15 protein-coding genes are annotated in these 14,707 nt (G+C 53.8%); 9 read left to right on the plus strand and 6 right to left on the minus strand.

All coding sequences use genetic code 11. The annotated features are described in order from the left end of the window. Position 1: 1 nt before the first annotated feature. Both NQH49_RS09445 and NQH49_RS09450 read right to left on the minus strand, forming a co-directional pair. On the minus strand, positions 2 to 862 hold the full coding sequence (locus NQH49_RS09445; protein WP_256696438.1) for an ABC transporter permease: 861 nt from the start codon (positions 860 to 862) through the stop codon (positions 2 to 4). Then, positions 859 to 2,349 carry an ABC transporter substrate-binding protein gene (locus NQH49_RS09450; protein ID WP_256696439.1) on the minus strand — a complete coding sequence of 497 codons (1,491 nt, stop codon included), beginning with the start codon at positions 2,347 to 2,349 and terminating at the stop codon, positions 859 to 861. The genes NQH49_RS09445 and NQH49_RS09450 overlap by 4 nt, the downstream gene beginning before the upstream one ends. A gap of 168 nt (positions 2,350 to 2,517) precedes the next feature. Here NQH49_RS09450 and NQH49_RS09455 point away from each other — a divergent pair, with 168 nt between their 5' ends. The 6 genes from NQH49_RS09455 (at position 2,518) to NQH49_RS09480 (ending at position 8,394) form a co-directional block, all read left to right on the plus strand. Further along, positions 2,518 to 3,180, plus strand: a complete 663-nt coding sequence (locus NQH49_RS09455) for a GntR family transcriptional regulator (protein ID WP_256696440.1) — start codon at positions 2,518 to 2,520, stop codon at positions 3,178 to 3,180. A gap of 128 nt (positions 3,181 to 3,308) precedes the next feature. After that, complete coding sequence (locus NQH49_RS09460; protein WP_256696441.1) at positions 3,309 to 4,409, plus strand: ABC transporter ATP-binding protein; 1,101 nt, start codon at positions 3,309 to 3,311, stop codon at positions 4,407 to 4,409. A gap of 27 nt (positions 4,410 to 4,436) precedes the next feature. Beyond that, complete coding sequence (locus NQH49_RS09465) at positions 4,437 to 5,711, plus strand: ABC transporter substrate-binding protein (protein WP_256696442.1); 1,275 nt, start codon at positions 4,437 to 4,439, stop codon at positions 5,709 to 5,711. Between the two features lie 2 nt (positions 5,712 to 5,713). Beyond that, a complete protein-coding gene (locus NQH49_RS09470) occupies positions 5,714 to 6,625 on the plus strand; it encodes a carbohydrate ABC transporter permease (RefSeq protein ID WP_256696443.1) in 912 nt (303 codons plus the stop codon). Then, entirely contained in the window at positions 6,622 to 7,440 is an 819-nt protein-coding gene (locus tag NQH49_RS09475) for a carbohydrate ABC transporter permease (RefSeq protein ID WP_256696444.1), read from the plus strand. The genes NQH49_RS09470 and NQH49_RS09475 overlap by 4 nt, the downstream gene beginning before the upstream one ends. A 12-nt stretch (positions 7,441 to 7,452) precedes the next feature. After that, complete coding sequence (locus tag NQH49_RS09480; protein ID WP_256696445.1) at positions 7,453 to 8,394, plus strand: metallophosphoesterase; 942 nt, start codon at positions 7,453 to 7,455, stop codon at positions 8,392 to 8,394. Here NQH49_RS09480 and NQH49_RS09485 read toward each other — a convergent pair. Next, positions 8,364 to 9,101, minus strand: coding sequence for an HPP family protein (locus NQH49_RS09485; protein ID WP_256696446.1), 738 nt, complete (start codon positions 9,099 to 9,101; stop codon positions 8,364 to 8,366). The genes NQH49_RS09480 and NQH49_RS09485 overlap by 31 nt on opposite strands. A gap of 179 nt (positions 9,102 to 9,280) precedes the next feature. On the opposite strand from NQH49_RS09485, the gene rluF reads away from it, so the two are divergent. Then, positions 9,281 to 10,159 carry a 23S rRNA pseudouridine(2604) synthase RluF gene (rluF, locus tag NQH49_RS09490; protein ID WP_256696447.1) on the plus strand — a complete coding sequence of 293 codons (879 nt, stop codon included), beginning with the start codon at positions 9,281 to 9,283 and terminating at the stop codon, positions 10,157 to 10,159. A 38-nt stretch (positions 10,160 to 10,197) separates the two neighbouring features. Here rluF and NQH49_RS09495 read toward each other — a convergent pair whose 3' ends face one another. The 3 genes from NQH49_RS09495 to NQH49_RS09505 all read right to left on the minus strand — a co-directional run bounded on the left by NQH49_RS09495 (position 10,198) and on the right by NQH49_RS09505 (position 13,012). Next, entirely contained in the window at positions 10,198 to 10,938 is a 741-nt protein-coding gene (locus NQH49_RS09495; protein ID WP_256696448.1) for a nitroreductase family protein, read from the minus strand. A gap of 141 nt (positions 10,939 to 11,079) precedes the next feature. Next, positions 11,080 to 11,844: a hypothetical protein gene (locus tag NQH49_RS09500; protein ID WP_256696449.1), complete on the minus strand. Its 765-nt coding sequence runs from the start codon at positions 11,842 to 11,844 to the stop codon at positions 11,080 to 11,082. Positions 11,845 to 11,986: 142 nt separating this feature from the next. Further along, on the minus strand, positions 11,987 to 13,012 hold the full coding sequence (locus tag NQH49_RS09505) for an NADPH-dependent curcumin/dihydrocurcumin reductase (RefSeq protein WP_256696450.1): 1,026 nt from the start codon (positions 13,010 to 13,012) through the stop codon (positions 11,987 to 11,989). Between the two features lie 147 nt (positions 13,013 to 13,159). Here NQH49_RS09505 and NQH49_RS09510 point away from each other — a divergent pair, with 147 nt between their 5' ends. After that, entirely contained in the window at positions 13,160 to 13,411 is a 252-nt protein-coding gene (locus NQH49_RS09510; protein ID WP_256696451.1) for a helix-turn-helix domain-containing protein, read from the plus strand. Further along, the gene (locus NQH49_RS09515) at positions 13,401 to 14,636 is read left to right on the plus strand and encodes a type II toxin-antitoxin system HipA family toxin (protein ID WP_256696452.1); all 1,236 of its coding nucleotides are present in this window, start codon (positions 13,401 to 13,403) and stop codon (positions 14,634 to 14,636) included. Before NQH49_RS09510 ends, NQH49_RS09515 begins: the two co-directional genes overlap by 11 nt. The last annotated feature ends 71 nt before the right edge of the window (positions 14,637 to 14,707 follow it).

The raw sequence follows: 14,707 nt of genomic DNA on the forward strand, positions 1-14,707 counted from the left end.
CTCAATCCAGCCTTGTATGCGTGCGACGTAACAGCGCATCGCCGAGCAGGTTGCAGCCAATCACCAGCGCCGCAATCACTAAACCGGGATAGAGCACCAGCCATTGCGACAGCAGCATGTAAGAGCGGCCTTCGCCAATTAAGTTGCCCAGCGTCGGCGTGGGCGGCTGAATGCCCATGCCGAGAAAACCCACTGAGGCTTCGAGCACGATCAAGCGTGGGATATCCAGCGTCAGCAGCACCACCAGTGGCGTCAGCAGATTGGGCAGGATATGCCGCAGCAGCACGCGCAGCGGCGAAAAGCCCATGGCGCGCACCGCCTGAATGTATTCCAGTTCACGAATTTCTAAGGTTTTGGCACGCGCCACGCGGGCATAAATCGCCCAACTGGTGCAGCCCATAATCACAATGATGTTGGTGAGTGATGCGCCCATCAGCGCAATCACCAGCAAAATCAATAGAATAAACGGTACTGCCAGCTGGATGTCGATCAGGCGCATGATCAGCGCATCAACCCAACCGCCGGCATAACCGGCAATCATGCCGAGCGCGACGCCAATCACCGCGCCAATCGCCGCCGCCACTAATACCACCAGCAGCGACAAGCGCGTGCCGGAGAGAATACGCGCCAGCAGATCGCGGCCCAGTTGATCGGTACCAAGCCAATGCGTGGTTTGCGCGCCGGGTGAACCCGGCGGCAGAAACATCTCGCTGAGGTTGTTACTCAAGGCATCGGGCAACGGCAGCCATGGAGAGAGCAGCGCTGCGGCAATCACCACGATCAGCAAAAGGCTGCCGATCACCGCATCGCCGTAAATCAGGCGGCGCGGACGGCGCTGCAGCACGGCGCCCGGTGAAATCATTTCAGCCTCAAATCAAACAGCGGGATGCGGGCATCGACGCGGCCTTTGAAGTTGAGCGAGGTGCTGTGCGCATACAAGGTGTCTTCACGATACAGCGGCAGCAGCGGCTGTTGTTCAGCGACACGTTGCTGAATCTGCTCTAACACCTTTTTGCGCGCAGCGGGATCAACAATCTGACGGCTTTGGTCGAGCAGCTTATCCAGCTCCGCATCATGCACGGTGGAATAGGGCTCGCCGCTGCGCAGGATGGGGAACAGCGCGGCATCGGCATCCAGCGTTTGGGTTGAGCCCCACGCCAGCATATACATCGGCGCCTGTTTCTGTGATGCGACCTGCTGGGTATACACCGACCATTCCGGCACTTCCAGCTCGGCTTTTACGCCAATTGCTGCTAAATCCTGCACGATGGCTTGTGCCACATCGGCGCTGGCAATATAGCGGCGCGGCGCCTGGAATCGCAGGGTAAAACCGTTAGCGTAACCGGCTTCAGCCAGCAGCGATTTGGCTTTCGCCACATCCTGCGCGGTAGCCGGAACCGCCAGATAACCAAAGTCATTGGCTCCGGCCATGGTGCCGGTTGGTGTGCCGAAACCGTGCAGCAGCTGTTGGGTATACGCCTGGCGATTCAACGCCAGCGAAAGCGCCTGACGTACCCGCACATCACTCAGCGGTTTCTCATCATCTTTAAGGCCGAGGTAAATCGTCAATCCGCCGCCTTTTACCTGTTCCAACTCGACGTTGGGACGATTTTTCAACGCGGGGACTAAATCGGCTGGCACGCTTTCAATCAGCTGCACTTCGCCGGTCAGCAGCGCGGTAAGGCGCGCGGTGGCTTCGGGAATGGGACGCCAGGTGACGCGATCAATCGCCGGTTTGCCGCGCCAGTAAGTTTCATTGGCGACCATCACCACTTTTTCGTCCGGGATAAAGCTATCCAGCTTGTAAGCGCCGCTGCCCACTGGCTTGCGTGCAAACTCGCTGGCACCGACTTTCTTCACGTACGCCGGTGGCACAATGTAAGCCGGGTAGCGGCTCATGCGCGTTGGCAGCAGAGGATCCGGGCCGTTGGTGTGGATCTGCACCTGATAATCGTTGATCACCTCCACCGATTTGATGGTGCGGATATAGGAAATCGTCGGCGCGTGATTGGCGGGGTCTAAAATACGATCGATGGAGAATTTCACCGCTTCGGCGTTCACCGGCTCGCCATCGGTAAATTTCACGCCTTGGCGCAGGGTAAATTGCCAGGTGGTTTCGTTAATCGCTTTCCACTCAGTGGCTAAGCCCGGCTGCAATGACATGTCATCGGCACGGCGCACTAAGGTATCGAAGATGTTATCTACCAGCGTGGCAGATTCTTTAAGAAAGCCGGGATCCATCGCCGTGGCAGACGTGGGTTGGCCAATGGTCAGTTCTGCCGCCTGTACAGCAGGCATCAGAGCAAATAGCAACGCGGTAGTGACAAACTTCACTGCAGGTAGTCTCATAACGTTTTCCAAAAATTGCCAGGGCAAGGTAGTGAAAAGAGTGGCTGCGGCCAGAATCAAGACTGTGCTTATTTGTAATACATGATATATCCTATAATCTGGCCAGTTGGCAATAAAACATTAAAAATAACTTACCATTTGCGGATTTCGGTAAAGGGCTCACAAAAAATGATCGAAATGGATAAAGCGCAGCGCATGAGTTTGACCGCGCAGGTGGAATCGTCACTGCGCAGCGCGCTGATTGTCGGCAAGTTAAAACCTGGCGCACGGCTGGTGACGCGCGATCTGGCGGCTCAATTGGGTACCAGCATCACGCCGGTGCGTGAAGCCTTATTGCGTCTGGTTTCTGCTGGCGCGCTGGATGCCACGCCCGCCGCCGCCTTTTTAGTGCCGGAAATGTCACTGCAGCGCTTCGAGGAAATCACACTAATTCGTAAGCAGCTTGAAGGTTTAGCGGTGAGAACGGCAACGCCCTTTGTGAAGAAAAAACAGCTTTCTGAACTGAAAAAACTCTGCGTCAGCTTTATGCAGGCCAAGTTAAGCGGTGATGCAGCCTTGGCGCTCGAAGCCAATCGCGCGTTTCGTTTTACGCTGTATGGCTATGCGCAAATGCCTACGCTTGAAGCGCTGATTGAACAGCTTTGGGTGCAGATCGGTCCGTGCTTCAACTATCTCTATCCGCAGCCGGCCGAGGTGGTGAATGGGCATCATAATTATGATCATCTGCTGGAAGCGTTGCAGGCGGGTGATGGCGTTACCAGTGAGAGGATTTTGATGAAAGCGATTGATGATGGGGCCGCGATTCTGAAGCAGCATTATTTTGAACAGTGATGCGCGTAGGGTCGCCATTTATGGTGACCGCCAATGTCTCCCTTTAACCGCCCGGTCACCGCAGTGACATAAATTCTTCATTTCCTTCCGCTAGCTTACCGCCATTCTGATTTCTGGATTGCGGATGCATGAGCCACCTTTCGCTTCATCACATCACTAAAGCCTGGGGCGAGAAAATCGCCCTGGACGACATCAGCTTTGACGCGGCAGAAGGCTCGTTTGTCGCGCTGCTCGGTCCATCGGGCTGTGGTAAATCGACACTGCTACGCACCATTGCCGGCCTGGAAACGGCCGATCGCGGGTCGATCCACTTTAAACACGCCGATATTACCCATTTGCCGCCGTCGCAGCGCAAGCTTTCGATGGTGTTTCAGTCCTACGCGCTTTTTCCCCACCTTAACGTACGTGAAAACCTGCTGTTTGGTTTGAAAGCGCGCGGTGAGGATAAACAGTCGTTTGCTGCACGCCTCGATAACGTCAGTAAGCTGATGGAGCTGGATAAGCTTCTGGATCGTCTGCCGTCGCAGCTCTCCGGCGGACAGCAGCAACGCGTGGCGCTGGGCCGTGCGGTAATCGCCAATAATACGCTTTGCCTGATGGATGAACCGCTGTCGAACCTCGATGCCAAGCTGCGTCAGAGCATGCGCCGTGAAATCCGCGCGCTGCAGAAGAAACTTGGCCTGACCATGCTGTACGTCACGCACGATCAGACCGAAGCGATGAGCATGGCCGACAGCATTATCCTGCTTAACGACGGCCACATCGAACAGCACGGCTCGCCAGACGATCTCTATAACAATCCCGCCAGCGTCTTTGCCGCGCAGTTCATTGGCGCACCGCCGATGAATATCCTGCCGCTGCAGCGCAACGGCGCACATCACACACTGATGCACCTCACCGCGCCGGTGGTGGAATACCACGAAGCAGCGCTGAGTCTTGGATTGCGGGCCGAAGATATCCAGCTGATTGCCGCAGAACAGGCAGCGCTGACCGCGCGGGTGATCAGTTCCGAATATATGGGTTCAGATACCTTGCTGGTGTGCCAGCTTGCCGGCATCAGCGAGCCGCTGACGGTCAAAGTGCCTGGCATGCAGCGCTTTAGCGATGGCAGCGAAGTGGGATTGCAGTGGTCCGCCGCGCGGCAATATCTGTTTCATCGCGAGAGCGGCAAACGCTGCGCGCCAGCCGAACAACAAATGTTTGCCTCACAGAAAAAATACGCCGTTTAACCGTTGTCATTTGCCCAAGGGAAAATCATGTCTGCGATTCGTTATTCACGTCTTTCTGCCTTAGTCCTCGCCGTTACCACCTCAGCTTATGCGGCTGAACCGGTCAAGCTGCAAATGTATTACCCGATCGCGGTGGGCGGCAAAGTGAGCCACACCGTGGATTCGCTGGTGGCGGATTTCCAGAAAGTGCATCCGGACGTGAGCATTCAGCCGGTGTATACCGGTGACTACGCCACCACCGTGACCAAAGCGTTGACCGCCTTTCGCGGTGGCAACGCGCCGCAGCTGGCGGTGATCGGCGATATCGAAGCGTATTCACTGATTGATGCCGGTGCGATTGTGGCGGCCAGCGATTTAGCGCAGGGTGAGGAAGGCAAAAAATGGATCGACGGTTTCTATCCGGCGTTTCTGCGTCATATTGACGGCAAAGTGTGGGGCGTACCGTTTCAGCGTTCAACCGTGGTGATGTACTGGAATAAACAGGCGTTCGAGAAAGCCGGTTTAAACGCCGATACGCCACCGGCCAACTGGCAGCAAGTGGTCGAGTTCAGTAAGAAACTTACCATCAAAGATGCTAACGGCGTCAGCCAATGGGGCATCGAGATTCCGTCCACGCCAAACGGCTACTGGAACTTCCAGGGCTTGTCCGCCACCAACGGCGGTCGTCTGGATAACGGCAAAGGCACCGCGGTGCACTTCAACACGCCGGGCAACGTGGAAACGCTGCAGTGGCTGACCGATCTTGGCCAGAAAGAGGAGGTGTCGCCGAAGGGTGCCATTGCGTGGGGCACCACGCCGCAGGACTTTATCAGCGGCAAAACCGCCATGATGGTGACCACCACCGGCAACCTGACCAACGTGCGTGATAACGCGAAATTCCCGTTCGGCGTAGCAATGCTGCCGGAGAAAACCCAGCGCGGCAGCCCAACCGGCGGCGGCAACCTGTATGTCTTCAAAAATGCCTCGCCAGAACAGCAGAAAGCGGCGATGGAATTTATCCGTTGGGTCACGTCACCCGAGCAGGCGGCGCGCTGGAGTATCGCCACCGGTTATGTTGCGACGTCCCCGGCAGCGTGGGATACCACGGTGATGAAGGATTACGTCAAAGAGGTTCCGCAGGCATTGGTGGCACGTGAACAGCTTAAATATGCCCAGCCGGAACTCTCTACCTACAACAGCGTGCAGATTCAGGATGCGCTCAATCACGCGGTAGAAGCCGCAGTGACGCAGGCGAAATCCCCAGCCGAAGCCCTGGAAGGTGCGCAGAAGCAAGCCGATCGTCTGCTGAAGTCATACCAATAATCATGAGCACGATTCTCGTCGTCGCGCCGGTTCGTCGTCCCCGGTTATGGTCGATGCAGCTGTATGGCTATCTGCTGATTTTGCCAGCACTGAGCTTTTTACTGCTGTTCACCCACTATCCGGCGGTGGCGACCGTGTGGGAAAGCCTGTTCAGCGCGGCGCGTAATGGTCGTCCAGCCCACTTTGTTGGGCTGGATAACTATTTCGCGCTGCTGGATGACGACATCTTCATCCAGTCGCTGTGGAATAATCTGTTGTATGCGCTGATCACCATTCCGCTGGCGGTCACGCTGGCGCTGCTGATGGCACTGGCGGTCAATCGCCATATGCGCGCCAATGCGCTGGTGCGCACCGCGTTCTTTATTCCTTCGCTGCTGCCGATGATCGCCATCGCCAATCTGTGGCTGTTCTTCTACACGCCGCAGTTGGGCTTGCTGAATAAGCTGCTGGCGCTGTTCTCCCTGCCGGCGATTAACTGGCTCGGCGAACCGGGTAGCGCCTTGTACTGCTTGATGGCGGTTTCGGTGTGGCGCGAAGCGGGCTTCTTTATGATCTTTTATCTCGCCGCTTTGCAGCAGATCGATCCGCGCCTCAGTGAAGCCGCGCAGATAGAAGGGGCCTCACGCCGCTATTTTTTCCGTCGCGTGCAGTGGCCGCTGCTGATGCCCACCACGCTGTTTGTGCTGATCAATGCGTCGATGAATGCGTTTCGCATCGTCGATCAGGTGATCGCCATGACCAACGGCGGACCAAATAACAGCAGTAACTTGCTGCTGTTCTACATCTATCGCACCGCTTTCAGCTTCTGGGATATGCCCGCCGCAGCGGCCATGACGGTGGTGCTGTTGGTGATCCTCGCCGCAATTGCGCTGCTTAAATTCAACCTGCTGGACAAGCGAGCCCATTACCAATGAAGCCGACAATCACGTTTGGTCGCCTGTGCCTGAATACGGCCATTGGGCTTGCCGCGTTGCTGTGGTTTTTACCGATTCTTGTGGCGTTTTGGGTGGCGATTCATCCGGCATCCGATCAGGCGAGCTTTTCGCTGTTTTCACCGCTGACCTTGCAGAACTTCGTTAATGCCTGGCATGCCGCGCCCTTTGGTCGCTACTTCTTCAATACCAGTTTGCTGGTGCTGATGATTGTGGTGGTGCAGCTGATTCTGGCGACCATGGCCGCTTACGCATTAGTGCGCTTCCGCCTGAAATTTTCGGGCGCGATCTTCGCGCTGATTCTGCTGCAGCTGATGATCAGTCCCGACGTGCTGATTCTGAATAACTACAAAACCATCGGCGCGCTGGGTTTTCGCGATACGCTGACCGGCATCGCGCTGCCGTATTTCTCCTCGGCCTTCGCCATCTTTTTGCTGCGTCAGACCTTTAAAAGTATTCCGCTGGTATTGGAAGAGGCGGCGATTGTCGAAGGTGCCAGCCGCTTTTACATTCTGCGCAAGATCTACATCCCGCTGGCGAAGCCGATTTATGTGGCGTTTGCGCTGGTGTCGATCAGCTTCCACTGGAATGATTTCCTCTGGCCGCTGGTAATTACCGATTCCGTCAATGTGCGGCCGCTTACCGTTGGTTTGCAACTGTTTTCGGCGCCAGAGCAGGGCGTGCAATGGGCGCTGATTGGCGCTGCTACGTTGATGACTACCTTGCCGCTGCTGGTGCTGTTCCTGATTTTCCAGCGTCAGTTTATTCAATCGTTTATGCGTGCCGGTATTCGCTAAGGAGTGCTTTTCGTGTCTAATCCACATCCGCTGACAAAATTACAGCGTGAACTGCTGGGCGATGTCGCCGAGCTCTATGCCTTACCCGATGTGCGTTCCGCACCGCGGAGTAGCACGCTGCGTTTTGGTTTGATTGCCGATCCGCAATATGCCGACATTGACGCCGATATGGCGAAAAATCTCTACTATCGTCATGCATTGCGCAAGTTACCGCAGGCGATAGAAGCGTTGAATCAGCAGCCGCTGGATTTTGTCGTCACGCTGGGGGATTTAGTTGATCGGGACTGGCGCAGCTACGCGGCGATATTGCCGATATACGATCGCCTCGAACATCCGCATGCGGTGGTGCTGGGCAATCACGATGCGCAGACCATCGCACAGCATCTCAACGAAGCCGCCGCGCTGCCGAAAAGCTATTACGCCTTTGGGCTGCAGGGCTGGCGTTTTATTGTTTATGACGGCAACGATATTAGCCTCTATTGCAACATGCAGAACGGTGACGATCGCGCGTTGGCCGAGGCGATGCTGGTGGATCTGACCGAGCGCCAACAGCCGCAAGCGAAACCGTGGAACGGCGCGGTAGGCACGCAGCAGCTGGCATGGATTGAGCAGCAGCTGCAACAGGCCCAGCAGCAAGGGGAGAAAGTGGTGGTGTTTGGCCATTATCCGCTGGCGCCGCACAACAGCCACAACTTGCTCAACGGCAGCGTGCTGGCAGATCTGCTTTCTAGTTACAACATACAATGCTGTTTCTCTGGACACGATCACCGCGGCGGCTTTGCGCGCATCGGTCAAACAGGCTTTTATACGCTGAAAGGCATGCTGGATGGGGCAGAGGTGGTGCCGTTTGCGGTGGTTGAGATTGAGGGTGATGAAGTACGCGTCAAAGAATACGGTGTAGGGTCGCCATTCATGGCGACCACTCATGATGATGCCCGCATTTGCCCGCGCTGACGGAGAATCGCAATCTCTTCGGCGCGTTGCAGCAATTGCTGCAAATCATCTTCATCAATATCCAGCACTTCACCGCTTTCCAGCGCCTGATGCAGGTCTTCACGCGTAATCGGTACGTCGATAACCACAGGCGATGCTTTGGTTTCGGTTGCCGCCAGCGGATGCGGATAACGACGTCCGGCGAGATTATTAAACACCAACGCCAGCAACGCCAAACAAACCGAGTTCAACAACACCGGCGTCAAAATAAAGTGATAACCCAGCTGCTGGACGCCGTTACCGCCTAAAATCGCGGTCAGCGCTACCGCGCCACTTGGTGGATGCAGACAGCGCAGTTGAAACATCAGCGCAATCGTCAAACAGGCTGCGATGCCGCACGCCAATGCAGGATGGGGAACAAACAGTGCGGTGGTAACACCGATAACGCCCGCCACCAGATTGCCGCCGACAATTGACCACGGCTGCGCCAGCGGACTGTTCGGCAGACCAAACAGCAACACCGCCGAAGCGCCCATCGGCGCGACAAACCACAGATTTACTTCGCCCAGCAGCCAGTGACTGATCAGGCTGGTCATCATTAAACCCAATCCCGCGCCAATGCTGGCGATGACCATCTGCTTTTTGCCTCCCGGTAACGGATGGGGCCAAAGGCGGGCCAGAAAGGTGCGCACGGAGGTTATCCACGTCACCGATGGCTGATTTGTCATGAGGGAATCACTCTGTCATAAGAAAAAACGATGGGTGCGAATTGTCGCTGATCGATCCGCTGACAACAACCACATTGTTAGTGTGCTGTTATATCGTGGTAAGAGAAATGCTGATGATTGTCGCGATGCTTAACCAACGCCTAAGGTTGCTGTATAGTCCGTTTTTTTTCGGAGGAACCATGCTGCCTAACTCATCCACACGCCTGAACAAATACATCAGCGAGAGCGGTATCTGCTCACGCCGCGATGCCGATCGTTACATCGAGCAAGGCAACGTTTTCATTAACGGTAAACGCGCTGCCGTCGGTGCGCAGGTGTTTGCCGGGGATGAAGTCAAAGTGAACGGGCAGCTGATTGAGCCGCGTGACGAAGAAGATTTAGTGCTGATTGCGCTGAACAAACCGGTTGGCATCATCACCACCATGGAAGAGGGTGAGCGTGACAACATTGGTGATTTCGTCAATCACAGCAAACGCGTGTTCCCGATTGGTCGTCTGGATAAAGATTCTCAGGGACTGATTTTTCTCACCAACCACGGCGATCTGGTGAATAAAATCCTGCGTGCCGGTAATAACCACGAAAAAGAGTATGTAGTTACCGTTGATAAGCCGATTACCGATGAATTTATTGCCGGAATGGGCGCGGGCGTACCGATGCTCGGCACCGTCACCAAAAAGTGCAAAGTTAAAAAAGAGTCGACCTTTGTCTTCCGCATCATTCTGGTTCAGGGGCTGAATCGTCAGATTCGTCGCATGACCAAGCACTTCGGCTTTGAAGTCACCAAGCTTGAGCGTACGCGCATCATGAACGTCAGTCTGAAAGGGATCCCACTCGGCGAATGGCGTGATTTAACCGATGATGAGCTGATCGACCTGTTCAAACTGATTGAAGACTCGTCGTCCGAAGATCAAAAAACGCAGAAGACGCAGGCGAAGAAGAAACCGGCCAGCGCCGCGAAAAAACCCGTTGCCGTCGCTAAGCCAGGTGAGAAAGTCGGCGCAAAACCGGCTAATCGCCAGCGTTTCGCGCAGCCGGGTCGTAAGAAGAAAGGCCGTTAATTTTTCATTCCCCGCGCAGAGCGCGCGGGGAAACGTAGTTACTTGTCGTTGCCAAATCCTTGCTTCTTCAGCGCGTCCAGCACGTGCGGGAAGTAAATCTTATGATAATAACCGCTGACGCTTTCGCTCCAGCTCTCGCCATCATCACGTCCAGTATTTTTCCAGTGCTGCACCATCTCCTGATTGTAGGCGGCGATGTGCTGCTCCAGTCCATCACGCTGATAGCGCTCTTCATGACGGAAGGTTGCCAGCGGCAGACGCGGCTTCTGATGCGCAGGCTGGTCGACATGGCCGATCACCACGCCCGCCACCGGGAAGGTGTATTCCGGCAAATCAAGTAAGCTGATTAATGCCTGCGGATCGCGACGAATACCGCCAATCGGCACAATGCCCAAACCTTCCGCACGCGCCGCCGCCATGATCGAACCCAACGCAATACCGACGTCAGTTGAGCCCGACACAATGCTTTCGATGCTATGCTGGGCGATCTGCTCGCGGTCGATCGCGTTCATCGCCAGACGCGATTTATGCATATCCAGCACCAGGGTAATAAACACCGGCGCTTTGGCAATCCACGGTTGGCCGCCGGCAATTTGTGAGATTTGTGCGCGTTTCTCAGCATCGCGCGTCACCACCAAAGAGACCTGCTGCGAGTTCACCGAGGTTGGCGCGCGATAGGCGGCCGAAATGATGCGATCCAGCACCCCATCCTCAACGGGAAGGTCGGTAAAACTGCGCTCGCTTTTATGACTGGTGAAAATATCGATTAATGAACTCATGGATCCTCCTGATTGGGAGGCGAGAGCGTATCAGAAGAGGGATAGATCGGACTTAACCGTTGTTGCCGTGGCTAACCACTTCTTTTGAATAAGCAAAGTGCGGAATGCGATAAGCGGTGAGACCGGTGCATAAAGCACCGGTTAAGCGACTTTGGCTGCAACGACCGCCGGATGAACGCTGCGATCTGGCCCGCTGAGCATCACCGGTTTACCGGATCGTAATCCGCGCTGGAATTGGGTCATGCGTTCATGGCTGATGCCGGCACCGCACCACAACAGGTGATGATCGTGACGGCTTTCTGAACCGTACAGCATCGGTTGTGAGTTTTGATCGACATCGACGCAGAATCCTTGTCCGGTTAGGCGAATGGCTTCCAGCCACACTTCAGTTTCATCGCCGGCGCTGACCACTTCCAACAACAACGGCATCTGCTGCTGACGGGCTGATGCGCGTTTTACGCAGTCGCTGTGATGAACGATCGCCTCATGAAAGCGCGTTAACCGCCGCGATGCGCCACGACGGGTATCATCACGCAGCCAGCGATTAAGCGGTTTCAACAGCACATTGACGAAATCGTCGCTGCTGTAATCGCCCGCCAGATTACGTACGGTACGGGTCAGTTCACGGTCAGAACCCAGCTCTAGTTGACGTAACAGATCGCCACGGCGTGCCATCCAACCAGACGACGAGTAATCAAGCCCGCAGTGTCTGCCCTGATAGATTTGCCACAACGTGGCGCCACCTGCGGTTAATGCCATCATGGCGAGCACTTCATCAACCTGATGTCGGCTCCAATCCTTATTGACGTGATTCTCAGAAATTAATCCACCGCGCAACCAGCGACGTAGATTGGCGCGGTTGGCACCGGTAATGGCGCAAACGGTTTCAGTTGAATAAAAGTTCATTACGAGCCCTCAGACAGAGGGTGAATGGCCGTGGGTGCTAATCCAGGATGAGCGTCCATCCTGAACCTTATCTGTATGGATTACCAGTATCTTTACTTAACTCGGCATAAACAGGCGAAGATCCCTTTCGCCCTGAAAAGCGTTAACTGACTTTAACCACGGTTTTACCGAAGTTTTTACCTTTTAGCATATCGAAAAACGCCTGCGGCGCGTTTTCCAGCCCGTCGATCATGTGCTCGCGGTAGTGGATTTTCTGCTGTTCCACCAGCGGCGTCATCGCTTTGAGGAATTCAGGGTAACGATCGCCATAATCCTGGAAGATGATAAAGCCCTGCATGCGAATACGACGCTTAAGAATGCCGCCCATGATTTGCGGGGTGCGATCTGGACCCGGCGGTAATTCGCGGCTGCTGTAGCCAGAAACCAGACCACATACCGGCACGCGCGCCGCAGTATTCAACAGTGGAAACACCGCATCGAATACCTTGCCGCCGACGTTCTCGAAGTAGATATCGATGCCGTCCGGGCAGGCCGCCGCCAGCTGTTCTGCAAAGTCTTCACGATGGTGATCGATACAGGCAGAAAATCCGAGTTTCTCAATCGCATAGCGGCACTTCTCTTCGCCGCCCGCAACACCTACCACATGACAACCTTTGAGTTTGCCAAGCTGGCCCACCGTGGCACCGACCGGGCCGGTAGCGGCGGCAACCACTAAGGTTTCCCCCTGTTTTGGCTGACCAATATCCATCAAGCCCATATAGGCGGTGAAGCCCGGCATACCGAGAATGCCCAGCGCCCAGGAAGGATGGGGCAGATCGCCCAGTTTCGCCACGCCATTTCCATCTGAAACCGCATAGCTTTGCCAGCCGCTTTGCGCGAGGACCACATCGCCTTGTTTGAAATCCGCGTGTTGAGATTCCACGACTTCGCTCACTGTGCCGCCGACCATCGGTTGGTCGAGTTCTGCTGGCGCAGCGTAAGATTTGCTGTCATCCATGCGCCCGCGCATATACGGGTCGAGCGATAAATAGAGCGTGCGCAGCAGGATTTGACCGTCCTTTACCTTTGGAATGGGCTGCTCCACCAGGCGGAAGTTCTCTTTTACCGGTTCGCCATGCGGGCGTGAGGCTAATAGCCAAGCTTGATTACGTTGAGTAGATTGCGACATTTTTACCTCTATTAGCATTTTCACGTGAGGCAAGTGTAGACGAGGAAAAGATAATGGATCGCTAATGCAGAAGTTGAAGTGTTGCTATATAATAACATTTTGGTAAAAATATAGAAATTGTTATTATATAACAACACCGGAGGTTTTATGTTGCCTGGTTTGCAAGCAATAGGAGCCAAATGCCAGGAAAGGCGTAGGGCTAACCGTTGGACTCAAGCCGACGCCGCGACACGTGCAGGTATCCATCGCACGGTTATTTCACAGATTGAAAACGGCGTCTATTCAGGTTCTCTAAAAGCGCTCACTTTGTATCTTAATGCTCTTCAGTTGGTGTTGTCCGTGCAGTCAGCTGGCTTACCACAGATGGATGAATTGGAGACGTTGTTTGATGATGACTGATTTTAATCAACTTGCCAGGCCAATTCGCCATATTGATGTCTACAGCGGTGGGGAATTAAGCGGAAGATTACTGCACGAACACGGCAGCTATAATTTCAGCTATGCGAGTTCTGATGTCCACGCTGCTTCAATGACCATGCAACCCGCAAACCGCCTGAGCTATAATTCCAGCCGCTTATTTAATATTTTTGAGATGAATATTCCGGAAGGCTATGTTCGTTATCATATTGCCGAGCGATTACGTCGTTATGTAGGTAATGTTAGCGACATGCTGTTCTTAGCATTACAACAGGATACCGGTATTGGTGCGTTATCTTACAAGAGTGATATTGACCTACCGTGTCCAGCGCCGGAAAAATTAGATGATTTACTTCATTGGGATCATAAAGAGAGTGCATTTCAATATCTGTTAAATAAATATTTATTGCAGACTTCGATTTCTGGTGTTCAACCGAAAGTTATGATCAGCACAGAAAATCGCGGAACCGTTCTTTATCCAAATCTAATAGCTAAAACAGGTGATGAGGAGTTTCCGCGTCTGGCAGAAAATGAGTTTATCTGTATGTCGTTAGCCAGATCGTGTGGGTTACCCGTTGCTGATTTTTGGCTCTCGGATAACAAAGAGCTGTTTATCATGGAACGTTTTGATATTCAGAATGATAAACGATTAGCGATGGAAGATTTTTGCGTGCTTTCGGGTAAGTCAGCAGATCACAAATATAATGGCTCATATGAAACCGGTGGTAAGATCGTCAGTCTCTTTACTCGCGATCAGTCTCAGGTAGAACTTTACTGGCGTTATGTATTGTTTAGTTGCATGGTGGGAAATGGCGATGCACATTTAAAAAATTTCTCATTATTATATTCTGCAACGGACAGTAGCACCGCAAGATTATCGCCATTATATGATGTGGTGAATACACATATTTATCCAACTACCGATGGTGAGTTGGCCCTAAAGTTGAATGAAAGCAAAAAGTTTCCGGATAGAGACAGTCTGATTAAACTTGCAAGGGAATTGAAAATTATCAAACCAGCCATGGTGATGGAACAGTTTGCCGATGTCATCAATGATGATTTAAATCGAAATGAAATATACGCCGACTTCCCTGAGATACGAGAGTCCATTGCCCGTTCTTTGACACGCAGTGTGGCGACGAATAATCTTTTTTTGAAAACCGATGTTAAACGTACAAAGAAACGAAAAACGGATTCCTTACTCTGATATGTAGAGCTAAGAGTTCCCCCGTAGTGAGCCAGCGCACAAACCAAGCGTAAACTTTTCGACGCGAATTA

Source organism: Pantoea trifolii, from assembly GCF_024506435.1.
GTDB classification, from domain to species: Bacteria; Pseudomonadota; Gammaproteobacteria; order Enterobacterales; family Enterobacteriaceae; genus Pantoea; species Pantoea trifolii.